We start from the raw sequence: 23,550 nt of genomic DNA, 5'->3' as shown, positions 1-23,550 counted from the left end.
GCCCTCCCGCCGCCCGGGAGCGGCGGGAGCGCGGATCAGCCGACCTGGGTGTTGAAGAGCAGCCCCAGCAGGTAGGTGGCGCCGGCCGCGCCGAAGCCGATCAGCAGCTGCCGGCCCGCGCGACGCAGGGGCGGGCCGCCGCTGAGGAGGCCGGTCACCGCGCCCGTGATGGAGAGCGCGATCGCGACGAGCACGCACGCGACGGCGAGGGCGAGGATCCCCTGGAGGCCGAACAGGTACGGCAGCACGGGGATCACGGCGCCCGACGCGAAGAAGCAGAAGCTCGACAGGGCCGCGCCCCAGGCGGTGCCGACGCTCTCGTGGTCGTCCTCGGCCGCGGCGACGCCCGCGATGGTGACGGGGATCGGCCGGGTCTCGGCCGCGAGGTCGCGCAGCACCTCGTCGGCGTGGGCGAGCGCCTCCTCCTCGGTCATGCCGCGGGCGCGGTAGACGAGGGCGAGCTCGTTCGCGTCGACGTCCAGGTGCGGGAGGGCGTCGCGGGTGCCCGGATCCGGCGCCGAGGCCTCGAGCAGCTCGCGCTGGGAGCGCACCGACACGAACTCGCCCGCGCCCATGGAGAGCGCGCCGGCGAGGAGGCCCGCGAGGCCGGTGGCGAGGATCACCGCGTTCGGGACGCCCGTGGCCGTGATGCCGAGCACGAGCGCGAGGTTGCTCACGAGCCCGTCGTTGGCGCCGAAGACCGCGGCGCGGAAGGTGCCGGACAGGCGCAGCCGGCCGCGGGTGGCGAGGCCGCGCACGACCTCCTCGTGCACGCGCTCGTCGGCGGCCATGGCGTCGGTGGCGTCGGCGTCGTCCGCATAGGGCGACCGGCTCTCGGCGCGCTGCGCGAGCGCGAGCACGAAGACGGAGCCGAAGCGGCGGGCGAGCAGGCCGAGGATCCGGGTGCGGACGTCGCCGCGCACGGGCTTGCCGACGCGGTCGCCGAGGAGCTCGATCCAGTGGTCGGCGTGGCGGCCCTCCGCCTCGGCGAGGGCGAGCAGGATCGCGCGCTCCTCGCCCGTGCGGCGGCCGGCGAGGTCGCGGTAGACGGCGGCCTCGGCGCGCTCGTCGGCGAGGTACTGCCGCCAGCGGCGCACCTGGGCGGGCGTCGGATCGGGCGTGCGGGCAGGGGGCATGGACGTCATGGGTCCTCCGGTCGGGCGACGGCCGGGAACCCGGGGGCTCCGGCCGGCGCGACGGCGCGTCGTGCGCCTGTCGTTCGTCTGGCCGAAGGTCTCGTCCGCCCGCCTCGCTCGTGCGCGGTGGCGGGTGATGCACCGGGCCCGGGGGCCAGCATGTCGACGCATCGCCGTCCGGCCCGAGGGCCGGGGGGACTACTCCCCTTCGTCGACGACCCTAGCGCACGGGCTCGGGCGGCCCGGCGGCGGGGGCTGCACGGGCACCCGCGGCGGCGGTCAGGCGGGCGGCAGCAGCACGATGACGACGGGCAGCACCGGCAGCGCGCACGCGACCGCGCACAGCAGCCGGAGCGCCGCGCGGTGCCCGCCGCGGGGGTGCCGCATGCGGTCGGCGCGGAGCGCGGAGAGGCCGCCCTCGGGATCGAGCTTCCGCAGCGCCGAGGCGACCGTGGCGGGCCCGGCGACCCGTGCCGCGTGGTCGTCGGCGATGAACTCGATGGCGATGGTGGTGGAGAGCGCGAGGCGCTGGCTGGCGGGGAGGGCCGGGAGGATCGCGCGGGAGACCTGGGCGAGCCGCACGGCCAGCGCGTGCCGCTGCTCCAGGTGCGCCGTCTCGTGCTCGAGGACGGCCGCCAGCTCGTCGTCGTCGAGGCGGGCGCGGGCCTCGGTGGTGAGGAGGATCACGCCGGTCGCGGGGGAGAGGGCGGCGAGCGGCACCTCGGACTCGACGATCCGCGCATCCCGCCCGGCGACCCGGTACGGCCGCGACGCGAGCAGCAGGGTGGCCACCTCGGCCGCGCGCCGCCGGGCCTCGCGCACGACCCGGCCGCCCTCCTCCACGATGCGGAACAGCAGCACGCCGAGCACGCCCGCGGCCACGTACGCGAGCGGGACGGCGGCGATGGCGGCGTCGTCCGGGCCGGCGCCGGACTGCGCGGCCATGCCCTGGTGGATGAGGAGCCCGAGCCCGGATCCGAGGCTCAGCACCGCGGTGACGAGGAAGCCGTGCCACGCCGCGAGCATCGCCACGGGGCGCTGGGCGACGAGCGGCAGCCGGCCGAGGAGGAGCGGCGCGAGGAGCGTGACGGTGACGTAGCACTCCAGGAGGAGCACCGCGCGGAGCGTGTCGCTCACTGGTCGCGCTCCGATCGGGTGGTGCGGGTGCGGGTGCCGGCGCCCGGGTGGCGCGGCGTGCGGGTGCCGAGGGGTCGCGGCCCGCGGTCAGATGGTCTCGGGGAGCGCCTTCGCGTTGTCGATGACCTGGCTCAGCACCGTCTTCAGGCCCTCGAGCTGCTCCTCCGTCATGGAGAGGCGGTCGCGGATCTGCTGCGGGATGGCGACGGCCCTCTCGCGCAGGGCGCGGCCCTGGTCGGTGAGCCCGATCTCGAGCACGCGCTCGTCCGTCGCCCGGCGCACGCGCCAAACGTGGCCCATGGCCTCGAGCCGCTTGAGCAGCGGCGAGAGCGTGGCGCTGTCGAGCTGCAGCTCGTGGCTCAGGTCCTTGACCGAGCGCGGCCCGCGGGCCCAGAGCGCGAGGAGCACGAGGTACTGGGGGTGGGTGAGCCCCAGCGGGTCGAGGATGGGTCGGTAGAGGGCGGTCACGCTGCGCGCGGCGACGACGAGCGAGTAGCTCACCTGCCTGTCGAGCGCGAGCGGGTCCTGCAGGTCCTGCGGTGTTGACATGGTTCCTCCGCCGGTCATTCTGTCACTCCGTGTTGCTAACCCCCGGGCGAACGGGCGTCAGCAGCCGGATCTGTGGAAACGCGACTGCATGTGAGGGATTCGGAGCGGCCGGGTCAGGCGGCGGGTCGCGCCGCCGTCGGGAGCAGCCGGGCCTCGAGCTCCGCAGCCGTCTCGACCACCGCGATCGTGCCCGCGGCCTCGGCCGGGCTGCCATAGCCCCAGCCGACCATCACCGTCGGGATGCCGTGGGCGGCGGCGCCGAGCACGTCGTGCTCGCGGTCGCCGACCATCACGACGTCCGCCAGGTCGACGCCCGCCTCGCGGAGCCGGCGCAGCGCCTCCTCGATGACGTCGGCCTTGGCCGAGCGCACCTCGTCCTCGCTGGCGCCGCAGATCTCGGTGAAGAGGTCGGTGAGGCCGTAGTGGTCGAGCACGCGGCGGGCCTGCGACTCGGGCTTGCTGGTGGCGAGGGAGAGCGGGACGCCGGCCGCGTGGATCGCGCGGAGCACCTCGGGCACGCCGTCGTAGACCGAGCTGTCGAAGACGCCGCCGCCCGCGTAGCCCGCGCGGTAGTGGGCGAGGGCGCGTTGCTGGGCCTCGTCGTCCATGCCCGCGAGGTCGCGGAAGGAGTCGAGGATGGGCGGCCCCACGTACTCGAGCAGCTGGGCCGGGGCGGGCACGGGCAGGCCCATGAAGACGAGCGTCCTCGCGAGCTGCGCGGTGATCCCGGGGGCCGAGTCGGTGATGGTGCCGTCGAGGTCGAAGAGGATGCAGCTCCAGGGCGCGGAGCCCGCGACGTCGGGCGGCGTGGTCGTGTCGGGTGCGGTCACGCTGCCACCCTACGAGCCTCGCGCGGGAGGCGTCCGAGAGCGCCCCGGGGCCGGATCAGAACAGGCGGGAGTGGCCGTCGTCGAGGCCGCGCATCGCGTCGTAGTCGAGGAGGAGGCAGCGGATGCCGCGGTCCTCGGCGAGCGTGCGGGCCTGGGGCTTGATCTCCTGCGCGGCGTAGACGCCCGTGACCGGCGCGAGGTGCGGATCCCGGTTCATCAGCTCCAGGTAGCGCGTGAGCTGCTCGACGCCGTCGATGTCGCCGCGGCGCTTGAGCTCGACCGCGACGGACCTCCCCGACGCGTCGCGCGCGAGGATGTCGACCGGCCCGATCGCCGTCATGTACTCGCGGCGCACCAGTTCGTGGCCGTCGCCCAGCAGGTGGATCTGCTCGGCCAGCAGCTTCTGCAGGTGCGCCTCCACGCCGTCCTTCACGAGTCCCGGGTCGACGCCGAGGTCGTGCGCGGAGTCGTGCAGCACCTCGTGGATCGAGACGACGAGCATGTCGGCCGTCTTCGGCTGCACGACGCGCCAGATCTCGCGGACGCCCGCGAGCGCCTGGTCGTCGTCGGGCTCGACCTCGACGATGCTGCAGGGCGGGCTCATCCAGTTCAGCGGCTTGTAGGAGCCGCCGTCGGAGTGGACGAGGAGGCTCCCGTCGGCCTTGACCATGAGGAGGCGGGTGGCGAGGGGGAGATGCGCGCTGAGGCGGCCGGCGTAGTCGACGGAGCAGCGGGCGATGACGAGACGCACCCGGCGAGCCTAGCCGGGCGTCGGAGGGGTGCGCGTCGCGGCGGGCGGGACGGCGGTGCTGGCTGCGGTGGCCGCGGTCGGGCGGGCGGCGCGGCGGCGGCCCTGCGAGAGGAGCACGCCGAGGAGCACGAGGGCGGCGCCGGCGGGCTCGTTCCAGTGCAGGGTCTCGCCGAGCACGAGGATCCCGAGCGCGACCCCGACCACGGGCGTGATGTATGTGACGGTCGAGGTGGCGGTGGGCCCCCACGCGAGCAGCACGTTCATGTTCCAGAGGTACGCGAGGCCCGTGCCGACCACGCCGAGCACCACGAGGCTGAGCACGACGGGGAGGTCGAGCTGCACGGGGCCGGTGGCGAGGAACGGGGTGGCGAGGATCATCGCGGCGGCGCCCATGCCGATCTGCATGAAGGCCGTCACGACGCCCGGGATGCCGCGGTGGGTCAGGAAGCGGCGCAGGTAGCTGAAGGTGATGCCGTAGCAGACGGCCGCGCCGAGGCACGCGAGCTGGCCCGCGAGCTCGAGGAGCGGCTGGCCGGACGCGGCGGCGTCGGCGTTCGGGGCGAGGCGCCACGGTCCGATGATCACGACGACGCCCGCGATCCCGACGGAGATCCCCGCGAGCTGCCGCCGGCCCAGCTTCTCGACGCGGAAGGCGAGGGTAGCGAGGAGGGCGGTCATGATCGGCGTGGTCGCGTTGTAGATGCTCGCGACGCCCGACGTGACGTGCTGCTCGGCCCACGCGAACAGCGAGTAGGGGATGGCGGATCCGACGACGCCCACCACCGCGAAGTGCAGCCACACGACGCGCTCCTTCGGGAGCGGCAGGCGGCGGGCGGCGACGATGAGGCCGAGCGCGATCGCGCCGAGCACGAGCCGGGTCCACGACACCTGCCCGAAGGACACGCCCTCGAGCGCGACCTTCATGAAGAGGAAGCTCGCGCCCCACACGGTGCCCATCGCGGCGAACTGGACGGCGATGCGGCGGCCGCCGGGCACGGCGAGCGGCGAGGCGGGGGCGGCGGATGCGGAGGGCGTCGGGGCGCCGCGGGGGGTCACGTCGTCAGCGTATCGGCGGGTGCGACGGCGGACGTCGTCGGGTCGGCCGGCCCGATGCGTGGGAGGCTCGGGCGATGACGACGTCGCCGGCCCCCGTGCTCGTCACGGCGCGGTTCGCGCTCGAGCCGCTGGTGGTCGCGCACGCGCCGGAGATGGTGGGGGTGCTCGCGGATCCGGCGCTGTACCGCTTCACCGGGGGCGAGCCGCCGTCGCCCGCCGCGCTCGAGGCCCGGTTCGCGCGGCAGGCGGCGGGGCGCTCGCCGGACGGATCCCAGCGCTGGCTCGTGTGGGTGCTGCGCGACCGCGGGTCGGGGCGCGCGGCGGGGTTCGTGCAGGCGACCGTGACCGGCGAGGGGCCCGCGCGCGCGGCGGAGGTCGCGTGGCTCGTGGGGACCGCGGCGCAGGGATCCGGCGCGGCGGCCGAGTGCGCGGCGGCGGTGGTCGCGTGGCTGCGGGAGGAGGGCGTCGGGGTCGTGCGGGCGCACATCCACCCGGATCACGCGGCGAGCGAGGCCGTGGCGCGGCGCCTCGGGCTCGCGCCGACCGACGAGCGCGTCGACGGCGAGGTGCGCTGGGAGGTGCGCTGGGGCGGGTCGCGCGCGGGCTAGGCGTCGGCGGCCGACGGGTCGCGCAGGTCGCGCGTCATCCACACGGTGTCGCCGTGCTCGGGATCCGCCGTGATCCGGCCGCTGTCCGTGAAGCCGGCCTTCTCCAGCACGCGGGCGGACGCGGCGTTCCACCGGCGCACGGTCGACCACAGGCGGGTGCGGCCCGTCGCGCGCGCGGCTTCCACGACGGCGAGCGCGGCCTCCGTCGCGATGCCCTGACCGTGCACGTCGCGCAGCAGCTCGAAGGCCATCTCGGGCTCCTCGACCGACGCGCTGCCGACGACGAGCCCGCAGTAGCCGACGACGCCCGGATCCTCCCGGCGCTCGACGGCGAGCAGCCCGATCCCCGTGCTCCGCGACTCCGCCTCCTGCACCTCGAGGCGCGCGCGGACCTCCTCGAGCGCCGGGTGCCCCTCGTCGTCGACGCGGCGGCTCGGCGGGTGCCGGGGGTCCCGCTCCGCCCAGAGGCGCAGCACGACCTCGGCGTCCTCGGGGCCGAGGGGCCGCATCCGGAGGCGCGCGGTGTCGAGGCGCGCGGGGAGCGGGGAGGCGGTCATGCCCTCACGCTACGGCCGTCGGGTGCCCGCGGGGCGGTGGCGACGGGATCCGGCGAGACCGTGGTGCACGGCTCGGTAGCGTCGGGGCATGCCCGACCTCGATCCCCGCCTCGTCGCGCTCTACGACGGCGACAATCCGGACGGCCCCGACCACGACTTCGACCGGGCGCTCGCCGAGGAGGTCGGTGCGCGGTCCGTGCTCGACCTCGGCTGCGGCACGGGCATGCTCACGGTCTCGCTCGCGCGCCCGGGGCGCCGGGTCGTCGGCGTGGACCCGTCGGCCGCGATGCTCGACGTCGCGCGGGCCCGACCCGGCGGGGACGTGGTCGAGTGGATCCACGGCGACAGCCGCGCCATGCCTCCCGGCCCGTTCGACCTCGCGTTCCTGACCGGCAACGTCGTGCAGCACATCCCCGACGCCGAGTGGATCCGCACCCTCGCCGATCTCCGCCGCGCCCTCCGCGACGGCGGCACGCTCACGTTCGAGAGCCGGAACCCCGCCGACCGCGCATGGGAGAGGTGGGCGGGTCCCGCCACCACGCGCGACACCGCGCACGGCCCGCTCGAGGAGCGGGCGGAGGTGGAGGAGACGGGGCCCGGTCGGATCACGGTCGCCTTCCGCAGCCGCTTCGTCGCGACGGGCGAGCTGGTCACGCAGGTGCAGGAGTTCGCGTTCCGCGACCGGGCGACCATCCAGGCGCAGCTGGACGGGGCGGGCTTCGCCGTGGACGCGGTGCACGGCGACTTCGCGCGGGGCCCGCTCACCGGGTCGTCGCGGGTGATGGTCTTCGTTGCCCGGGCCGTCTGACGGGGCCGACCGCGCCGACCCGCATGGGAGCATCGGACCCATGAGCGACCCGACCGCGCCCGTCTCCCCGCCCGACCTCGACGCCGCAGCGCGCATGTGGGACGCGTACGCCGCCGCCCACCCGCAGGCCGTCGCCGCCGGTCCCGAGCACACGGTCGAGCACTTCGGGGACCACGCCCAGCTCGCCGACGAGCTGCTCGGGATCGTGCTGTCCGGCCGGAAGCGCGCCACCGCCGAGCTGGTCGCCGACTTCCTCGCGCGCGGCGACGAGGTGCCGCGGATCGGCTCGCACTGGATCGCCTGCGACAGCGCCGGGGCGCCGCGCATCGTGATCCGCAGCACGGAGCTCCGCGTCGGCCCCTTCACGAGCGCCGACGCCGCCTTCGCGCACGACGAGGGCGAGGACGACCTCTCGCTCGAGAGCTGGCGCACGCAGCACCGCGTCTACTGGGAGCGGGTCAGCGCGGCCCGGGGCGCCGTCTGGTCGGAGGACGAGGAGATCGTCTTCGAGCGCTTCTCCGTGGTCTGGCCGCCGGAGCACGCGGACCCGCGGTGACGCGTCCGGTCCGCCTCCCCTCCGCGCGCACCGCCGCCCGCCTCTGGTTCGCGGCGCAGGCGCTCGGCGGGGCCGCCTGGTGGGTGGCCGTGCCGACGATCCCGGCGGTGCGGATCGCGACGCTCGGGTCGCTGGATCCGCTCCCCGTCGCGCTCCTCGACGTGCCGCTGTTCGTCGTGGGGTCGGCGCTCGCCGCGGCCCGGATCCGGTGGGCCGCCGTCGTCGCCGCCTCCTGGACGCTCCTCGTCGCCGTCGCGCTCGCCGGGTACGCGACCGTGACGACCGAGGCCGGGATCGGGGTCGTGATCATGGCGGTCGCCGCCCTCGGATCCCTCGTCGCGTGCGCCCTCCTGCTCCTCGGCCGGCTGCCGACCCGCTGGGCGCTCATCGGCCCGTTCGCCGCGCGCCCCGCCGACGCGGACGCCGCCACCTCGCGGCACGTGCTCGCGACGGCCGGGCAGATCGTCGTCTTCTGGGGCTTCTTCCTCCTGGTCGTGCCGCTCGCGATCCGCTGGCTCAAGATGCGCTGGCGGGTCGCCGTGCCGCTGCCCGCCGCGGCGCTGCCCGTCGGGATCGTCGTGCCGGTGCTCGCGAGCGCGCTGGGGATCTGGTCGGCCGCCGCCATGTCGACGCGCGGCGGCGGCACCCCGCTCCCGGCCGCGACGGCGACGCGCCTCGTCATCGCCGGGCCGTACCGCTTCGTCCGCAACCCGATGGCGCTCGCGGGCGTGACGCAGGCGGCCGCGGTCGGGCTGATGCTCGGATCCTGGCTCGTCGTCGCCTACGCCGTCATCGGCTCGTCGCTGTGGAACCACATCGTGCGGCCGGGCGAGGAGGCCGACCTCGAGGCCCGCTTCGGGGATCCGTTCCGCCGCTACCGCGCGGCCGTCCGCTGCTGGGTGCCGACGTTCCCGGGCGTCGAGGCGACGCGGCGCTGACACCTCGTGCCGACCGGCGCAGGATGGACGGGATGGCTGACACCGAGATCCCCACGACCACCTTCCCCGACGGCCGCACCGCCGTCGCCCTCGCGCAGGGCACCTGGAACATGGGCGACGACCGCGCCGCCCGGTCCACCGAGCTCGACGCCCTGCGCGCCGGCGTCGACGCGGGCCTCACCGCGATCGACACCGCCGAGATGTACGGCAGCGGGCGATCCGAGGAGCTCGTCGGCGAGGCGATCGCCGGCCGCCGCGACCAGGTGTTCCTCATCAGCAAGGTGCTGCCGTCGAACGCGTCCCGCCGCGGCACGGGCGAGGCCGCGCGCCGCAGCCTCGCGCGCCTCGGCACCGACCGGCTCGACCTCTACCTGCTGCACTGGCGCGGATCGCATCCGCTCGCGGACACGGTCGCCGCGATGCAGGAGCTCGTCGAGGAGGGCCTGATCCGCGCGTGGGGTGTCAGCAACCTCGACGGCGACGACCTCGACGAGCTCGCCGCGCTCCCCGGCGGCGACGCCGCGCAGACCGACCAGGTGCTCTACAACCTCGCCCAGCGGGGGCCCGAGCACGACGTGATCCCGCGGGCCCGCGAGCGCCGCATGCCCGTCATGGCCTACTCGCCGCTCGACCAGGGCCGGCTCGCGACGGATCCGACGCTCGCCGCCCTCGCCGAGCCCCTCGGCGTGAGCGCCGGCCAGCTCGCGCTCGCGTGGGTCGTCCGGCAGGCGCCGCACGTCTTCGCGACCGCCAAGGCCGCGACGGCCGCGCACGTCGCGGAGAACCGCGCCGCGCTCGACCTGGTGATCCCCGACAAGACCCTCGCGGAGCTCGATCGCGCGTTCCCGGGCCCGTCGGGCGCGGGTCCGCTGGCGATGTACTAAGGGGCGACCTTTCGGCCCGAGCCCTCACTGCGGTTTTTGCTGGCTTACTGCCCCGGTCCGTAAATGGTGAGATGCCCGAGTGCTTTGGTGGGTTTTGGGGCGTACTCAAGGAGTCTTCTATACCCATCATCTAGGGTGGCCGGTGGAAATAAGGTCGATGGCGACGTCATTGTTCCTTTGCCAAGCCAATCCAAGGCATCCTCCAAGGCCACTTCTATAACACCGACCACATGCTCCTTAAGCGATCCGAAAATATCGCCGTGTTCTAGGTCTGCTGGGGCTATAAGAAGGCCGTGCTGAGCGTGCGGGCGGTGGTATATCGATGGAACCGAGTAGCGCAGGTCTACCAAGCGACTTAGCGTCCCGATGCGATAGCCCGGTATGGCCGTTTCCTTTAAGGGTCCGGAGCGAAATACTAGGATGAAAGCCTTTGCATCTGACCCCTCTTGTGCAGGAGATCTTCGAGCGTGGTGAGCAAAGCCCTCGTTGCTTACTTGCTTGTAACATGCAAACCAAAGGGCGATCCATATGTTGTCTACAACGTCCATCCAACGCGTATTAAGCCCATAATGCTGCAGTAATGGCTCCATGACGGCCCTGTAAGTGCCCGATACTACGGACCCCGCCTGTGTCCTATGGCGCACAGGTCGAGCGATTTCGAGACAGTTATGCATTCGCGAAAAAGATTTTGCGCTTACGCCACAAGAACAGGGTGCGCCGTACAAGGTATCGATATAGGCACGAAGTTTGACGCCATGCTGATCAAGTTGATTTTTAGATAGTCCTGTCCGTCCGGGTGTGTCTCTTCTTGAGCGAAGACCTGTTGCCAGCATCTCGGAGTATAAGTGAACCTGGCCCCTGAAGAGCGCAACTCCCTCTTTTGTATTGTATCTAAGCCATCCAGCAACCTGAGTCAGTTCAGTAGGGTTACTGACCGTGTAAATAGTGTAACCGTTTTCCACTCTTTCTGGAATCTTACCAAGCTTGCGATCCTTTTCGTCGACAACTCCGTCAGTCATTGGGGCACCTTGCGCTTTCGGTAGTGTGGCCCATCCAAGCAAATCGCGTAGATATTGACGACATGCTAGCGACGCGCGCGTTCTTCACAAACCCCCTATTCGGGAGCGCTGTCAACATCGCACGTGGGCGTGTCGCTCTACTGGTCTTTGAATTCCGTCGGCCGGTCGACGTCGAAGACGAATGGAAGTAGGTGATGGGGGTAGCAGCATTGCTGGCGCGGATGCGACCTCGTATGCAGGCACTCAGAGGGAGTCAGTCCTGAAGAGAACGTCAGGCCCGCGCGACCCCCGTCATGATCCACCGGTCGCCGCGCGCCCGCAGCCCGAGCGTGAGCGCGCGGGCGCCGATGTAGACGAGGCCGAAGGCCGCCCACAGCGCGAGGAGGGCGGGGGTGCCGGCGACGCGGCCGGTGCCGGTGAGCCACGCCACGAGGATCAGCGCGGGCGCGTAGATCGCCAGGTTCACGAGGCCCGCGAGCGCGAGGTAGCGGGCGTCACCCGCGCCGATGAGCACGCCGTCGAGCACGAACACGTACCCGGCGACGGGCAGGCCCACCGCGAGCACGAGCGTCACGGCGGTCAGCATGCGGTGGATGTCCGGGTCGCCCGTGAAGACCGGGCCGAGCAGCGGCGAGAGGGCGGCGAGGACGAGGCCGAGGATCGCGCCGAGGCCGACGCCCCACTGGACGAGCCGGCGGGACACGGCGCGGACCCGCGGCACGTCGTCCGCGCCGAGGCCGTGCCCGACGAGGGCCTGGCCCGCGATGGCGAGCGCGTCGAGCACGAACGCGATCGTCGAGAAGAGGGTGAGGGCGATCTGCAGGGTCGCGAGCCCGGTGACCCCGAGCCCCGCGCCCACCGCGACCGTCGCGAGGATCGCCGCCCGGAGCGAGGCCGTGCGCACGAGCAGCCACCCGCCGGACGCCGCCGAGCGCGCGACGCCGCGAAGGCCGGGGCGCAGGGTCGTGCCGTTCTCGCGCGCCGCGCGCACGGCGATCGCGACGAAGACCGCGGCCATGCCCCACTGCGCGATGACCGTGCCCCACGCGGATCCCGCGATGCCGAACCCGAGCCCGTAGATGAGGAAGGCGTTGAGGGCCGCGTTCGCCGCGAAGCCCGAGACGGCGACGACGAGCGGCGTGCGCGTGTCCTGGAGCCCGCGGAGGAGGCCGGTCGCGGCGATGACGAGGAGCATCGCGGGCATCCCGGCGAGCGAGATGCCGAGGTAGGTGCGGGCGGCGTCGACCACGGCGGCGGTCGCTGCCGGGTCCGCATCGGCGCCGCCGGTGTCGGCGAGGGCGCGCACGAGCGGATCCGCGACGGCGAGCCCCACGACCAGCACCACCGCGCCGAGCGCGAGCGCGAGCCACAGGCCGTCGATGCCCGCCCGGATCGCGCCCGGCCGGTCACCGGCGCCGAGCCGCCGCGCGACCGTCGGCGTGGTCGCGTAGGCGAGGAAGACGAGGAGGCCGACGATCGTCTGCAGGATCACGCTCGCGATGCCGAGGCCCGCGAGCGGCGCGCTGCCGAGGTGCCCGACGAGCGCCGTGTCGGTGAGGAGGAACAGCGGCTCGGCCACGAGCGCGCCGAGCGCCGGCACCGCCAGCGCGAGGATCTCGCGGTCGAGCGGGCGGCGGATCCGCGGACCGCGCCCGGCGGACCCGGACCCGGACCCGGACCCGGGCGGAGGCGCGCCCGTCAGCGGACCGCGTGCGTGAGGCGCTGCACGACGCCCGCGGTCGCGGCCGTGAAGGCCCGCGCCACCTCGGGGTCGAGGGAGCCGAGCGAGATCGGCCCGCGCTCGGCGATGTGCGCGTCGTACGGCACCGTGAAGATCTGCGCCGGGCGGGCGTCGTCGAGGATGCGGTCGATGCGGGCGACGACCGCGGGATCCTCCGGGCGCCCGTCGTGCAGGCGGATGATGATCGCGTTGTCCGCGAGCATCGCCGCGTGGCCGCCGAGCTCGCGCAGGAAGTCGAGCAGCGCCACCGCTTCGAGCACCGCGTCGCCCGCGTTGAGCACGGGGACGACGAGCACGTCGGTGACCTCGACGGCCCCGCGGAAGGCGGACGACGACGGCTGGTTGCCGGAGTCCATCACGCGGATCGCGTAGTACTCGTCGATGAGGCGCGAGACGCCCACGACGTCCTCGCCGGTGAGCTCGCGGCGCGGCCCGACGGACGCGACGACGGAGGCGAAGCTCGTCTGCGGCGCCGTGTAGCCGGCGAGCTGGCCGGCGCTGTGGATCTCGTCGCGGTCGCGCACGAGCTCGCCGAGCCCGCGCTGCGGCTGGCCCTCGGCGCGGTAGCCGAGCGCGCCGGGATCGTCGGTGACCTCGACCACCGCGACGGATCCGCCGCGGATGGAGCCGAGCACGCCGCCCAGGATGAGGGAGGTGGGCGTCTTGCCGACGCCGCCCTTGCGGTTCGCGACCAGCACGCTGACCGCGCGCGACCAGGTGGCCTGGCGGATCACGCGCTCGTCGCCCTCGCGGCGGGCGACCTCGGCGTTGGCCGCGGCCTCCTCGGGCCCGGGGGCGATCTTGAAGACGCCGCCCGTGACGGAGTTCATGAAGCCGCGGAAGCCCGTGCGGGCGACGACCGGGCCGCGCGGCGCGCGCTGGCCGGTCTGCTCGGGGAAGAGGGTGAGGGCGCTCGTGGCGGCGTCGGCGCGCGGGGTGCGCATGACGTAGCGCTGCGGATCCGCGTCCGGGAACGCCGTGAGGTCGGTGCCGGGGCGGCGGTCGTCGGCGGGCTCCTCCGTGTCGACGGGCGCGGCGGGCAGGGAGGCCACGGGGTGCGGCTCGGGGGCGGCGGGGGCGATGGGCGCGGCCTCGGCGGCGGTGTCGTCCGGCGCGGTGCCGGAGGTGCCGGTGCCGGTGCCGGCGTCGTCAGCGGTGCGGGTGTCGTCGGCGGCGTCCGCGGGCGCGGTGACGGCGGGGGCCGGTGTGCGGTCCTCCGTGCTCGGGCGCAGCGGCATGCGGAAGGGGTGCGCGTTCACGACGTGCGGCGCGGGGACCGACCACGCGGATCCGGCCTCGGGGGAGACGACCGCGTCGAAGGGGGTGGCGCCGGCGGATGCGGGGCTGGCGTCGTCGGCGTCGGTCTCGGCGTCGGCGTCCACGTCCTCCGCGGCGTCGACCTCGCCCGCGTCGTCCGCGGTCTCGTCGTCCTCGAAGAGCTCGTCGAACGCGTGCGTGCCCTCGACCTCGATCTCGTCCTCGGCGTCGTCCTCGGAGGAGGCGGCGTCGGCGTCGGCGCGGATCGCGGCCGTCGGCGCGGAGCCGACCGCGTCGTCGATGCCGTCCATCTCGTCGTCATCGCCCGCCTGAGCGGCAGCGTCCTCGGCAGCGGCATCCGCGGGCGCCTCGGCGCCGGGCCGCACGCGATCCGGTCCGAACAGGCCGCCCTCGGAGGTGCGGGGGACGGCGGGGAAGGGATCCACCCAGCGGTGCGCGTCGCCCGCCTCGCCGGAGGGGCGGTTCTGCTCCATCTCCTGCTGGCGGCGGCGCAGCTCGCGACGGCTGAGGATGGGGGGCTCGGACGTGCCCCCGCCCTGGGGGCCGGTCTCGTGCGTGTCGTCGGTCATGTGGCTCGCCTTCGTCGTCCCCGCCTGCGCGGACGAGGCTACCAGGGGTGCTCCCAGGGGCCGGAACCGGGTGGCCGGGCCGCCGTCCTCGTCCGGCCCGCCCGTCACCCGGCGTCGCGGGGGCGGCCGGCGCACGGGACGCCGATCCGCGTCGGTTAGGGTCTCCCCGTGATCCACGGAACCGCCGACGAGCCCGACGCCGCCGACGACCGCGCGGCCGCGGTCTCCGCCGTCGCCTCCGAGCTGGGCGAGGTCCTCGTGTCGATCCGCTCCCTCCGCCTCGAGCAGGCCGCCATCTTCCACCCGGGACTCCAGCCCGGCGCCTTCGCCGTCGCGCGGTGGCTCGGCCAGGCCGGGCCGTCGTCGGCCGGCGCGGTCGCCACCGGCCTCCTCATGGACAAGAGCTCCGTCAGCCGGCACCTCCGGGTGCTCCGCGAGGAGGGCTACGTGCGCGACGAGCCGGATCCCGAGGACCGCCGCTCCACGATCCTCAGCCTCACGCCGCTCGCGGAGGACCGCCTCGCCGAGGTGCGGGCGAGCACGCGCGTGCGCCTGCAGAACCGGCTCGACGCCTGGGACGTGGCGGAGGTGGAGCAGCTCGCCGCGATGCTGCACCGCTTCAACGTCTCGCCGCGCGACCCGGCGCCCCGGGCCTGACGGCCGCGGCCGTGCCGTCGGCTCCGGGCCGCTGACGCGCGGATCACCCCGCCTGGTGCACCGCGTAGCTCGCGACGAAGCCGAGCACGGTCACGAGCCCGGTGAGGGCCTGCGCCTTGCGGAAGGCCTCGGGGATCATCGTGTCGCAGATCATGGCGAGGATCGCGCCCGCCGCGAACGCCATCACGACCGACTGCCCGCTCTCCGGCAGGCCGCCCAGCAGCGCGTAGCCGCCGAGGGAGGAGAGGGCGCAGATCACGGCGATGGAGGTCCAGAGCCCGAAGACGTAGCGCGCGCCGCGGCCGTTCTCCTTGAGGTCGGCCGTGCTCGACATGCCCTCGGGGAAGTTCGAGATGACGACCGCCACGAGCACGCCGATGCTCAGCGCGCCGCCGCCCGTGAGGCTGAGGCCCTGCACGGCCGTCTCGGGCACGCCGTCGAGGAGGGCGCCGAGCGCGATCCCGACCCCGGTGCCGCCCCCGCCGCCCGACTTCCCGTGGTGCTTCCGCCGGAACCCGCCGTGCTCGAGGATCTGGTCGAGCACCACGTACACGACCGCGCCCGCGACGAAGCCGCCGAGCGTGGGGATCACGCCGCCGCTCGCCGCCGCCTCGTCGACGAGGTCGAACGCGAGCGCCGAGATGAGCACGCCGGCGCCGAACGCCATGACGAGCGCGACGACCTCGCGCGGCACCTTCACGAACCAGGCGACGAGGGATCCGACCACGAGCGACAGCCCGGAGAGCAGGCCGGCGAGCCCGGCCAGGAGGAGAGGCGACATGCCTTCGAGGATGCTCCTCCTGCACCGCGTGCGTCACCCGGCTGCGGCCGGGATCACCGCCCCGACGACACCCCCGCGTCGCGCAGCGCCAGGTCGGCGAGCTGGCGCACCACGCGCGGGTCGCCTGCGCGCCAGGCGGCGACGGGATCCGGGTGCGCCTTCAGCAGGGACGCCGGCTTCCGCGACGAGAGGGCCCGCAGCGCGAGCAGCTCGGTGCCGCCGGGCGTCGCGGCGAGGGAGCGGGCCGCGGCCGCCCGCCGCACGAACGACACGCGCCGGAGCAGCCAGTGCCGCACGATGAACGCGATCGGCACGAGCGCCACGAGCAGCCCGACGACGAGCGCGACGGTGCCGACGAGCGCCTGCTGGTCGCGCCCCGCCTGCACGAGGCCGGATCCGATCCCGCTCGCGTCCTCGAACGGCCCGCGCGCGGCGTCGCCCACGAGCGGCAGGCGGCCGAGGGCGTCGGCGGCGTCGGTCATGGATCCGCTCAGCTGCGTGCCCGACCGCTCCATGCTGCGGCCGAGGTCGCCGAGCGGGCGGATGAGCGCGGCCACCGCGATCCCCACCAGCACCGACACGACGATGCCCGCGAGGGCCGCGGTGTCGGCCGCGATCTGCCGGGCGCGGACGAGGGGGAGCGCGGAGTAGAGCTGCATGCGTCCAGCCTGGCCTGCGGGCGGACGGGCCGCGCGTCAGGTCGCCGGGTCGTCCAGCGCGTCGAGATCCCGCAGGGCCTGCTGGGCCCGCTCGAGGCGCGCGTCCTCGGGCTCGTCCCACCAGCGCGGGCCGCGCTCGCCGAGGCCGTGCTTCGCGAGGCCGACCCGGGTGCGGGCGGCGGCGACCGCGTCCTCGTCGCCCCGGCGCTTCGCGGCGCCCACCCCCGACCGGCCGCGGCCGAGGTGCGACTTCAGCGCCTCGACGACGTCGACCGGCAGCGACGGATCCGTGCGCGGCCACCGCCGGCCGCCCACGACCAGCCAGCGCTCGTCCTCGGTCGAGCCGTCGCCGGATCCGTCGCCCGCGTCCCCGGGATCCGCGCGCTCGCTCATCCCCCGACGCTAGCCCCCGCGGAGCGGCACCGGAGCCCGGCGGATCCGCACCCCGCACGTGCGAGGGCCGGGGCGCACGCACGCCCCGGCCCTCCGATCGGCCCCCCGATCAGCTCAGCGGGTCACCCCGCGAGCAGCTCGTGCGGGTCAGCCCCGCCAGACCTGGATGACCGACGGACGCGGTCCGCGCCAGGCGCCCTTCGGCGGGGTGACGCCGGCCGGCACGTAGTCCGGGAAGAACGAGTGCTGCTCGGCGAACGAGCCGTCCTCGCCCGGGTGCTGCACCGCGACGAAGACCATGCCCTCGGTGTCGTGGATGACCGGACCGCAGGTCTCCGCCTCGGTGGGCACGGAGAGGAACTGCTGCACGTGGCCGCGCTCGGCGCCCTCCAGCGGGACCTTGAACAGGGCGTCGTTCAGGCCGATGGTGCTCGGGGCGCCGTCGGTGGAGATCCAGAGGTTGCCCTCGGAGTCGAACGCCACGTTGTCCGGGCAGCTGATGGGCGAGACCTTGTCCTTCGGGAAGCCCGCGAAGTAGGTGGACTCGTTCTTCGCCGGGTCGCCCGCGACGAGGAGGAGGTTCCACGAGAAGGTCGTCGAGCGGAGGTCGCCGCCGTCCTCGGTGATCTCGACGATGTGGCCGTCGCGGTTGGTCGTCCGCGGGTTCATCTCCGTGGCGCCCTCCTTGCCGACCTTGCCGCGGTCGGTGTTGTTGGTGCACGCGACGTAGATCTTGCCGGTGATGGGGCTGGGCTGCACATCCTCGCAGCGGTCCATCTTGGTCGCGCCCACGGCGTCGGCCACGAGGCGGGTGCGGATGAGCGCGTCCTCGATGGTGAAGCCGGGGACGGGGCAGACGCCGTCGACCGCGATCGGGATCCACTGGCCGATGCCGTCGAACTGGCCGTCCGAGGGGAGCTGGCCGGTGCCGGTGATCTCCGCGACGGGCGAGTCGCCCGTGAAGCGCGCCACGTAGAGCGAGCCGCGCGTGAGGAGCTGCTTGTTCTTGCGGCGGTCCTGGCGGGAGGTGCCGATGACCATCGTGTCGTGCGAGACGAACTTGTAGAGGTAGTCGAAGCGCTCGTCGTCGCCCATGTACGCGGCGACGTGGCCGCTCGTGCCGGCGATGACGTTCGCGCCCTCGTGCTTGAAGCGGCCGAGCGCGGTGTGCTTGACGGGCGCCTCGCCGGGCTCGAACGGGTCGACCTCGACGATGTAGCCGAAGCGGTTCGGCTCGTTCTCGTAGCCGGGGGTGCGGGCGTCGAAGCGGGGGTCGATGGACTCCCAGCCGCGGCTCGTGGCCTTGTCGCCGAGGCCGTAGCGCTTGTCGGCGGCGGAGGTGCCGGCGGTGCGGAAGTAGCCGTTGAAGTTCTCCTCGCCGGAGAGCACGGTGCCCCACGGGGTGGTGCCGCCGGCGCAGTTGCCGAGGGTGCCGAGGATCGTCGTGCCCTTGGGGTCGTCCTTGGTGCGGAGCGCGGCGGATCCGGCGACGGGGCCGGTCACGGTGAAGGGCGTGTCCGCGGTGATGCGGCGGTTGCGGTGGTGGCCGATCGTGTAGGTCCACGGCTGGCCGACCGTCTTGCGGCGGAGGGCGACGACGGACATGCCGTGCGAGGCCTTGCCGATGCGGCGCTGCTCGTCGCGCTCGGCGTCGTCGGCCGCGGGCGGGAACATGATGTTCTCGTTCGTGTACTCGTGGTTGGCGACGAGGAGCGCCTCCTTGTTCCGCGAGTTGATCGGGATGATGTCGAGGTAGTCGTTGTTGTAGCCGAACTGGCGCGCCGCGAGCTTGGCCGTCTGGTTGTCGGCGTCGAAGTCGTCGGCGTAGCTGAAGATCGGGTCGCCCCAGCGGATGATCGGCGCCCAGCGGTACCCGGTGGGCACGTTGAACTGGTCGACGGAGGCGTCGACGGGCGTGATCGCCGTGAAGGGGAGGTTCGACGCGGCCTGCGCGGCGGCGGCCTCGGCGCCCGGGGCGGCGGCGTTCTGCGCCACGAGGATCGCGAGCGCGCCGGCACCGGCGCCGCCGAGCAGCGTGCGACGCGAGAGGGCGCGGCCCGCGATGTCGCGGAAGTAGGAGTTGTCGGTGAGGTTGGGGACGGGCTTCGTGCAGGCGTCGTCGCACTTGAGGTGGCAGGTGACGGTGCTGCGCTTGCCGCGGGCGTGGGGGTCGCGCGACAGGACCGGCAGGAGCCGGTGGTGGGTCTCACGGGTGAGGGTCATGTGGGGTCTCCATCGATCTCGGGCGTCTGCTCCGGGTACCGGCGGACGCATCACACCAGAAAGGTATTGGTGCCCCCGTGCGCGCCCCCGACGCCCGGGTGGACGCCGGGTTAACCCGGGATGGCCGGATCGTGCGGGCGTACCGTCGAGCTGCGGCGCGGATCCGCGTCACGCGACCCGAGGAGGATCCCCATGGCCAGGTTCGACACGAAGACCGCTCTCGTGACCGGCGGAGGCAGCGGCATCGGCGCCGCGATCTCGCGCGCGCTCGCCGCGGAGGGCGCGTCGGTGGTCGTGACCGACATCCAGCTGGAGGCGGCCGAGCGCGTCGTCGCCGAGATCGAGGCCGCGGGCGGCACCGCCACCGCGTTCCGCCAGGACACGTCGAAGGCGGAGGACTCGGAGGCCGCCGTCGCGCACGCCGTCGCCACGTACGGCGCCCTGCACCTCGCCGTCAACAACGCCGGCATCAGCGCCCCCGCGGCCGACATCGGCGAGTACGACGTCGCCGCGTGGGACCGCACCCGCGCGGTCGACCTCGACGGCGTCTTCTACGGCCTCCGGTACGAGCTCCCCGCGATGGTCGAGGCGGGCGGCGGCGCGGTCGTCAACATGAGCTCCGTGCTCGGATCCGTCGGCTTCGCCCAGAACGCCGCCTACGTCGCGAGCAAGCACGCCCTCGTCGGCCTCACCAAGGTCGCGGCGCTCGAGTACACGGCGCGCGGCGTGCGCACCAACGCGGTAGGCCCCGGCTTCATCGACACCCCGCTCGTGCGCGCGAACCTCACCCCGGAGGCGCTCGCGTTCCTCGAGAGCCAGCACGCGACCGGCCGCCTCGGCACCGACAAGGAGGTCTCCGCCCTCGTGCTGTTCCTCCTCAGCGACGAGGCGTCCTTCATCTCCGGCAGCTATCACCTGGTGGACGGCGGGTACTCGGCGCGCTGATCCGCGGGCGCCTCGCGGGCCCGCGCCCGCGGCGCGCGCACGGCCGCCCGGCGCGTCGAGACGCCGGGCGGCCGCGGAACGAGGTGCGTCAGACGGGTGCGAGGAACGTGAGCTGCGACCCGTCCTCCACGATGAGCGGCCCGAGCGCCGCGTTGAACTCGGCCCCGTACGAGGCGCCGATGTGCGCCTGGAACGCGGCATCGTCCCGGTAGACCTCGTGCACGACGAAGCGCGCCGGATCCTCCACCCGCCGGTACGGCTCGAACACCACGTTCCCCGGCTCGGCCCGCACGAGCTCCGCGAGCTCGGCGATCATCCGCGCGACCTGCTCCTCGTGGCCGGGCAGCGCCGTGAACTCCGCGTACAGGACCGTGGCGGTCATGCGGTGGCCGCGCCCGTCATGATCGCGACCGCGTCGGTCATGGAGTGCGACTGCGGCGTGATGGTGGCGGCCTTCTTGCCGAGGCGCTGGATGTGGATGCGGTCGGCGACCTCGAACACCTGCGGCATGTTGTGGCTGATGAGGATCACCGGGATGCCCCGGTCGCGCAGGTTCCGCACCAGCTCCAGCACCTGGTTCGACTCGCGCACGCCGAGCGCCGCGGTGGGCTCGTCGAGCACCACGACCTTCGACCCGAACGCGGCCGCGCGCGCCACCGCCACGGCCTGGCGCTGCCCGCCCGAGAGGTTCTCGACCGGCACGGTCACGTCCTGCAGCGTCGAGATGCCGAGCTCGGTCAGCTCCGCCTTGGCCTCGCGGCGCATGCCGGCCGTGTCGAGCATGCGGAAGACGGATCCGAGGATCCCCTTCTTCCGCCGCTCCCGCCCGAGGTAGAGGTTCGAGGCCACGTCGAGCGCGGGGGAGACGGCGAGGTTCTGGTACACCGTCTCGATGCCCGCGGCCCGCGCGTCCTGCGGCCGCTTGAACGACACCGGCTTCCCGTCGAGGAACAGCTCGCCCTCGTCCGGCGTCTCCGCTCCCGTGAGGCACTTGATGAGCGTCGACTTGCCGGCGCCGTTGTCGCCGATGATCGCGAGCACCTCGCCGGGGAACAGCTCGAGGCTCACCCCGTCGAGGCCGACCACGCGGCCGAAGGTCTTCACGAGCCGCTTCGCCTCGAGGACGGGGGCGCGGGTCGCGGCGGGGGTGCTCCCCGCGGGGTCGGTGAGGGTCACTTGCGCACCTTTCGGATCCACTGGTCGACGGAGACGGCGACGATGATGAGGACGCCCACCGCGAGGGTCTGGTAGAGCACGTCGAGCCCCGCGAGCGAGAGCCCGTTGCGGAAGACGCCGACGATGAGCGCGCCGAGGAGGGTGCCCCACACGGTGCCGCGGCCGCCGAAGAGGCTGGTGCCGCCGATGACCACCGCGGTGATGGAGTCGAGGTTGAGGTCGGCGCCGGCGTTGGGGCTGGCCGCGTTGCTGCGGCCGATCTGGATCCACGCGCCGACCGCGAGGATCGCCCCGGCCGCGAGGTACACGCTCATGAGCACCCGGTTCACGCTGATGCCCGCGAGGCGCGCGGCCTCCTTGTCGTCGCCGACCGCGTACACGTGCCGGCCCCACGCCGTCTTGCCGAGGATGAACGCCACGATCACGTAGAGCACGAGCATCAGCACCACGCCGAAGCTGATCTTCACCCCGGCGAGGTCGAACGTGCGCCCCGTCCAGGAGAGCGCCTTCGGCATGTCCACGCCGCGGACGGTCGCGCCGTTGGAGTACAGGAGCGTGAGCGCCACGAAGATGTTGAGCGTCCCGAGGGTCACGATGAACGGGGGGAGCCGCAGCCGCGTGACGAGCAGGCCGTTGAAGGCGCCGGCCGCGAGCCCCACCAGGAGCCCGGCGGCCAGCGCGACGGGCGCCGGCAGGCCGTTCTGGCTGGCCGTCTGCGCGATGACCATCGACGTGAGCACCATGACCGCGCCGACCGAGAGGTCGATGCCCGCGGTCAGGATGATGAGCGTCTGCGCCACCGCGAGCGTGCCGACCACCGCGACCTGCTGCGTGACGAGCGACAGGTTGGCGGGATCGAGGAAGCGGTCGTTGAGCAGACCGAAGACGATGACCGCGAGGACGAGGACGACCGCGGGGCTGACGGCGGGGTAGCGGTGCAGCACCCCGCGGATCCGGTCGAGGGGCGTGCGCCGGTCGAGGAACTCGTTGGCGAGGTCGAGCGCCGAGGTCGGCGGGTTCGGGTCCGTGGTCCGCTGGCTCACGGTCACTCGCCCCAGCACTTCGTCGCGGCGTCGTCGGCGGTGATGCTCTCGAGGCCGTCGACGGGGGTGTCGGTGACGAGCGCGGATCCTGTGTCGAAGAAGTCGAGGCCGGCGCTCGTGGCGGGCTTGGTGCCGTCCTCCGCGAGCTGCGCGATGGCCTCGACGCCGAGCTCGGCCATCTTCACGGGGTACTGCTGGGCGGTGGCGCCGATGACGCCGTCCTTCACGTTCGTCACGCCCGCGCAGCCGCCGTCGACCGAGACGAGGATCACGTCGTCCTCCTTGCCGGCCGCCTGGAGCGCCTGGTACGCGCCGAACGCGGCGGGCTCGTTGATCGTGTAGACGACGTTGACGTCGGGGTCCTTCGACAGCAGCGTCTCCATGGCCGTGCGGCCGCCGTCCTCGGCGCCCTGCGTGGCCTCGTTGCCGACGATCTCGTAGTCGCCGCCGCTGTACTCGCCGGTCTTCGCCTCGTCGCCGTTCTTCGCGTCGTCGGCGACGTCGATGCCCATGCCCGTGAGGAAGCCCTGGTCGCGGTCGTAGTCGACCGAGACGGCCTTGTCGTCGTAGAGGTCCAGCAGCGCGATGGTCGCCTTCTTCCCGCCGAGCTGCGCGGCCGCCCACTCGCCGATGGACTCGCCCGCGGCGAAGTTGTCGGTCGCGAAGGTGATGTCGACGGAGTCGGCCGGGTCGGGCGCCGTGTCGAGCGCGATGACGTAGAGGCCGGCGTCGCGGGCCTTCTGGATCGCGTCGACCACCGACGGGCCGTTCGGCGTGATGAGGATGCCCTTGTCGCCCTTGGAGATGGCGTTCTCGATGGCCTGGATCTGCGTGTCCTCGTCGCCGTCCTCCTTGCCCGCCGCGAGGGTGAGCGCGATGCCGGAGGAGGCGGCGGCGTCCTTCGCGCCGTCCTGCATGGCGACGAAGAACGGGTTGGTGGTCGTCTTCACGATGAGCGAGACGCCCACGTCGCCGGAGCCTCCGGATCCGCCGGAGGAGCTCGAGCTCTGGCAGCCGGTGAGGCCGACCGCGGCGATGAGGGCCGCCGAGCCGAGGGCGATGGTGCGCGTGAGGCGCGGGGATCGGTTCGTCATTGAGGGATCCTGTCCTTGAGGTGGGAGTTGGCCTCCCGACAACGTTGTCAGAGGCAGGTCTAGCGGGTCGGACCCGCTATGGTCAACCCATACCGCAGAGAGCGAGACCGATCCGTGACACCGTTGTCATCCCCAACCGGGGCCGTCCCCGCACCGCGGCGC

At 73.6% G+C, this 23,550-nt stretch carries 25 protein-coding genes; 7 read left to right on the top strand and 18 right to left on the bottom strand.

Annotated elements, in window-relative coordinates; translation table 11 throughout:
- Positions 1-35: 35 nt before the first annotated feature.
- From H9X71_RS14210 to H9X71_RS14185, 6 genes are all read right to left on the bottom strand, one after another.
- Entirely contained in the window at positions 36-1,145 is a 1,110-nt protein-coding gene (locus H9X71_RS14210) for a VIT1/CCC1 transporter family protein (RefSeq protein WP_191147654.1), read from the bottom strand.
- Between the two features lie 270 nt (positions 1,146-1,415).
- Positions 1,416-2,273, bottom strand: a complete 858-nt coding sequence (locus tag H9X71_RS14205) for a M56 family metallopeptidase (RefSeq protein ID WP_191147653.1) — start codon at positions 2,271-2,273, stop codon at positions 1,416-1,418.
- Positions 2,274-2,360: 87 nt separating this feature from the next.
- Entirely contained in the window at positions 2,361-2,822 is a 462-nt protein-coding gene (locus H9X71_RS14200) for a MarR family winged helix-turn-helix transcriptional regulator (RefSeq protein ID WP_191147652.1), read from the bottom strand.
- A gap of 113 nt (positions 2,823-2,935) precedes the next feature.
- Positions 2,936-3,652 carry an HAD family hydrolase gene (locus tag H9X71_RS14195; protein ID WP_191147651.1) on the bottom strand — a complete coding sequence of 239 codons (717 nt, stop codon included), beginning with the start codon at positions 3,650-3,652 and terminating at the stop codon, positions 2,936-2,938.
- A 55-nt stretch (positions 3,653-3,707) separates the two neighbouring features.
- Entirely contained in the window at positions 3,708-4,403 is a 696-nt protein-coding gene (gene nucS / locus H9X71_RS14190; RefSeq protein ID WP_191147650.1) for an endonuclease NucS, read from the bottom strand.
- Between the two features lie 9 nt (positions 4,404-4,412).
- On the bottom strand, positions 4,413-5,360 hold the full coding sequence (locus H9X71_RS14185) for a DMT family transporter (RefSeq protein WP_244961944.1): 948 nt from the start codon (positions 5,358-5,360) through the stop codon (positions 4,413-4,415).
- A gap of 173 nt (positions 5,361-5,533) precedes the next feature.
- On the opposite strand from H9X71_RS14185, the gene H9X71_RS14180 reads away from it, so the two are divergent.
- The gene (locus H9X71_RS14180) at positions 5,534-6,067 is read left to right on the top strand and encodes a GNAT family N-acetyltransferase (RefSeq protein ID WP_191147648.1); all 534 of its coding nucleotides are present in this window, start codon (positions 5,534-5,536) and stop codon (positions 6,065-6,067) included.
- On the opposite strand, the gene H9X71_RS14175 is transcribed toward H9X71_RS14180, so the two are convergent.
- The gene (locus H9X71_RS14175) at positions 6,064-6,624 is read right to left on the bottom strand and encodes a GNAT family N-acetyltransferase (protein WP_191147647.1); all 561 of its coding nucleotides are present in this window, start codon (positions 6,622-6,624) and stop codon (positions 6,064-6,066) included. The two genes, H9X71_RS14180 and H9X71_RS14175, sit on opposite strands and share 4 nt — an antisense overlap.
- 88 nt (positions 6,625-6,712) lie before the next feature.
- Here H9X71_RS14175 and H9X71_RS14170 point away from each other — a divergent pair, with 88 nt between their 5' ends.
- Genes H9X71_RS14170 through H9X71_RS14155 form a run of 4 tightly spaced genes read left to right on the top strand, consistent with a single transcriptional unit; the run spans position 6,713 to position 9,810 of the window.
- Positions 6,713-7,432 carry a class I SAM-dependent methyltransferase gene (locus H9X71_RS14170; RefSeq protein ID WP_191147646.1) on the top strand — a complete coding sequence of 240 codons (720 nt, stop codon included), beginning with the start codon at positions 6,713-6,715 and terminating at the stop codon, positions 7,430-7,432.
- A gap of 40 nt (positions 7,433-7,472) precedes the next feature.
- The gene (locus tag H9X71_RS14165; RefSeq protein ID WP_191147645.1) at positions 7,473-7,988 is read left to right on the top strand and encodes an ASCH domain-containing protein; all 516 of its coding nucleotides are present in this window, start codon (positions 7,473-7,475) and stop codon (positions 7,986-7,988) included.
- The gene (locus tag H9X71_RS14160) at positions 7,985-8,926 is read left to right on the top strand and encodes a methyltransferase family protein (RefSeq protein ID WP_191147644.1); all 942 of its coding nucleotides are present in this window, start codon (positions 7,985-7,987) and stop codon (positions 8,924-8,926) included. The genes H9X71_RS14165 and H9X71_RS14160 overlap by 4 nt, the downstream gene beginning before the upstream one ends.
- Positions 8,927-8,949: 23 nt before the next feature.
- On the top strand, positions 8,950-9,810 hold the full coding sequence (locus tag H9X71_RS14155; protein WP_280527976.1) for an aldo/keto reductase: 861 nt from the start codon (positions 8,950-8,952) through the stop codon (positions 9,808-9,810).
- A 44-nt stretch (positions 9,811-9,854) separates the two neighbouring features.
- Here the strand turns inward: H9X71_RS14155 and H9X71_RS15120 are convergent, their stop codons facing one another.
- The 3 genes from H9X71_RS15120 to H9X71_RS14140 form a co-directional block, all read right to left on the bottom strand.
- Complete coding sequence (locus H9X71_RS15120) at positions 9,855-10,400, bottom strand: FRG domain-containing protein (RefSeq protein WP_425321416.1); 546 nt, start codon at positions 10,398-10,400, stop codon at positions 9,855-9,857.
- A 700-nt stretch (positions 10,401-11,100) separates the two neighbouring features.
- Positions 11,101-12,429, bottom strand: a complete 1,329-nt coding sequence (locus H9X71_RS14145; RefSeq protein WP_425321403.1) for an MATE family efflux transporter — start codon at positions 12,427-12,429, stop codon at positions 11,101-11,103.
- A gap of 98 nt (positions 12,430-12,527) precedes the next feature.
- Positions 12,528-14,417, bottom strand: coding sequence for a MinD/ParA family ATP-binding protein (locus H9X71_RS14140; protein WP_191147641.1), 1,890 nt, complete (start codon positions 14,415-14,417; stop codon positions 12,528-12,530).
- 168 nt (positions 14,418-14,585) lie between these two features.
- Between H9X71_RS14140 and H9X71_RS14135 the strand changes: the two genes are divergently transcribed.
- Positions 14,586-15,074, top strand: coding sequence for a MarR family winged helix-turn-helix transcriptional regulator (locus tag H9X71_RS14135; RefSeq protein ID WP_191147640.1), 489 nt, complete (start codon positions 14,586-14,588; stop codon positions 15,072-15,074).
- 43 nt (positions 15,075-15,117) lie between these two features.
- Here the strand turns inward: H9X71_RS14135 and H9X71_RS14130 are convergent, their stop codons facing one another.
- The 4 genes from H9X71_RS14130 to H9X71_RS14115 form a co-directional block, all read right to left on the bottom strand.
- On the bottom strand, positions 15,118-15,855 hold the full coding sequence (locus H9X71_RS14130) for a ZIP family metal transporter (protein ID WP_191147639.1): 738 nt from the start codon (positions 15,853-15,855) through the stop codon (positions 15,118-15,120).
- A gap of 53 nt (positions 15,856-15,908) precedes the next feature.
- Positions 15,909-16,514 carry a hypothetical protein gene (locus H9X71_RS14125; protein ID WP_191147638.1) on the bottom strand — a complete coding sequence of 202 codons (606 nt, stop codon included), beginning with the start codon at positions 16,512-16,514 and terminating at the stop codon, positions 15,909-15,911.
- 36 nt (positions 16,515-16,550) lie between these two features.
- Positions 16,551-16,907, bottom strand: a complete 357-nt coding sequence (locus H9X71_RS14120; protein WP_191147637.1) for a biopolymer transporter Tol — start codon at positions 16,905-16,907, stop codon at positions 16,551-16,553.
- 147 nt (positions 16,908-17,054) lie between these two features.
- A complete protein-coding gene (locus tag H9X71_RS14115) occupies positions 17,055-19,130 on the bottom strand; it encodes a PhoX family protein (RefSeq protein ID WP_191147636.1) in 2,076 nt (691 codons plus the stop codon).
- Between the two features lie 192 nt (positions 19,131-19,322).
- Here H9X71_RS14115 and H9X71_RS14110 point away from each other — a divergent pair, with 192 nt between their 5' ends.
- A complete protein-coding gene (locus H9X71_RS14110) occupies positions 19,323-20,075 on the top strand; it encodes an SDR family NAD(P)-dependent oxidoreductase (RefSeq protein WP_191147635.1) in 753 nt (250 codons plus the stop codon).
- An 88-nt stretch (positions 20,076-20,163) separates the two neighbouring features.
- On the opposite strand, the gene H9X71_RS14105 is transcribed toward H9X71_RS14110, so the two are convergent.
- From H9X71_RS14105 to H9X71_RS14090, 4 genes are read right to left on the bottom strand one after another with little or no spacing between them, the layout of a single operon-like run.
- The gene (locus tag H9X71_RS14105; protein ID WP_191147634.1) at positions 20,164-20,457 is read right to left on the bottom strand and encodes a putative quinol monooxygenase; all 294 of its coding nucleotides are present in this window, start codon (positions 20,455-20,457) and stop codon (positions 20,164-20,166) included.
- The gene (locus H9X71_RS14100) at positions 20,454-21,251 is read right to left on the bottom strand and encodes an ATP-binding cassette domain-containing protein (protein WP_191147633.1); all 798 of its coding nucleotides are present in this window, start codon (positions 21,249-21,251) and stop codon (positions 20,454-20,456) included. The genes H9X71_RS14105 and H9X71_RS14100 overlap by 4 nt, the downstream gene beginning before the upstream one ends.
- Positions 21,248-22,294 carry an ABC transporter permease gene (locus H9X71_RS14095; RefSeq protein ID WP_191147632.1) on the bottom strand — a complete coding sequence of 349 codons (1,047 nt, stop codon included), beginning with the start codon at positions 22,292-22,294 and terminating at the stop codon, positions 21,248-21,250. Before H9X71_RS14095 ends, H9X71_RS14100 begins: the two co-directional genes overlap by 4 nt.
- Positions 22,295-22,296: 2 nt before the next feature.
- Positions 22,297-23,388: a substrate-binding domain-containing protein gene (locus H9X71_RS14090; protein ID WP_191147631.1), complete on the bottom strand. Its 1,092-nt coding sequence runs from the start codon at positions 23,386-23,388 to the stop codon at positions 22,297-22,299.
- Positions 23,389-23,550 lie beyond the last annotated feature (162 nt).

It is taken from the genome of Clavibacter zhangzhiyongii, from assembly GCF_014775655.1.
In the GTDB taxonomy this organism is placed as follows: Bacteria; Actinomycetota; Actinomycetes; order Actinomycetales; family Microbacteriaceae; genus Clavibacter; species Clavibacter zhangzhiyongii.
The sequence above is the reverse complement of the archived record's forward strand: the minus strand, read 5'-3'. Positions and strand labels throughout refer to the sequence as shown.

Coding starts and splice junctions, on each gene's coding strand:
- H9X71_RS14210 (WP_191147654.1), bottom strand. CDS start 1,145: ATGACGTCCATGCCCCCTGCCCGCACGCCCGATCCGACGCCCGCCCAG.
- H9X71_RS14200 (WP_191147652.1), bottom strand. CDS start 2,822: ATGTCAACACCGCAGGACCTGCAGGACCCGCTCGCGCTCGACAGGCAG.
- H9X71_RS14185 (WP_244961944.1), bottom strand. CDS start 5,360: ATGGGCACCGTGTGGGGCGCGAGCTTCCTCTTCATGAAGGTCGCGCTC.
- H9X71_RS14180 (WP_191147648.1), top strand. CDS start 5,534: ATGACGACGTCGCCGGCCCCCGTGCTCGTCACGGCGCGGTTCGCGCTC.
- H9X71_RS14175 (WP_191147647.1), bottom strand. CDS start 6,624: ATGACCGCCTCCCCGCTCCCCGCGCGCCTCGACACCGCGCGCCTCCGG.
- H9X71_RS14170 (WP_191147646.1), top strand. CDS start 6,713: ATGCCCGACCTCGATCCCCGCCTCGTCGCGCTCTACGACGGCGACAAT.
- H9X71_RS14165 (WP_191147645.1), top strand. CDS start 7,473: ATGAGCGACCCGACCGCGCCCGTCTCCCCGCCCGACCTCGACGCCGCA.
- H9X71_RS14155 (WP_280527976.1), top strand. CDS start 8,950: ATGGACGGGATGGCTGACACCGAGATCCCCACGACCACCTTCCCCGAC.
- H9X71_RS15120 (WP_425321416.1), bottom strand. CDS start 10,400: ATGGAGCCATTACTGCAGCATTATGGGCTTAATACGCGTTGGATGGAC.
- H9X71_RS14140 (WP_191147641.1), bottom strand. CDS start 14,417: ATGACCGACGACACGCACGAGACCGGCCCCCAGGGCGGGGGCACGTCC.
- H9X71_RS14130 (WP_191147639.1), bottom strand. CDS start 15,855: ATGTCGCCTCTCCTCCTGGCCGGGCTCGCCGGCCTGCTCTCCGGGCTG.
- H9X71_RS14125 (WP_191147638.1), bottom strand. CDS start 16,514: ATGCAGCTCTACTCCGCGCTCCCCCTCGTCCGCGCCCGGCAGATCGCG.
- H9X71_RS14120 (WP_191147637.1), bottom strand. CDS start 16,907: ATGAGCGAGCGCGCGGATCCCGGGGACGCGGGCGACGGATCCGGCGAC.
- H9X71_RS14115 (WP_191147636.1), bottom strand. CDS start 19,130: ATGACCCTCACCCGTGAGACCCACCACCGGCTCCTGCCGGTCCTGTCG.
- H9X71_RS14110 (WP_191147635.1), top strand. CDS start 19,323: ATGGCCAGGTTCGACACGAAGACCGCTCTCGTGACCGGCGGAGGCAGC.
- H9X71_RS14105 (WP_191147634.1), bottom strand. CDS start 20,457: ATGACCGCCACGGTCCTGTACGCGGAGTTCACGGCGCTGCCCGGCCAC.
- H9X71_RS14090 (WP_191147631.1), bottom strand. CDS start 23,388: ATGACGAACCGATCCCCGCGCCTCACGCGCACCATCGCCCTCGGCTCG.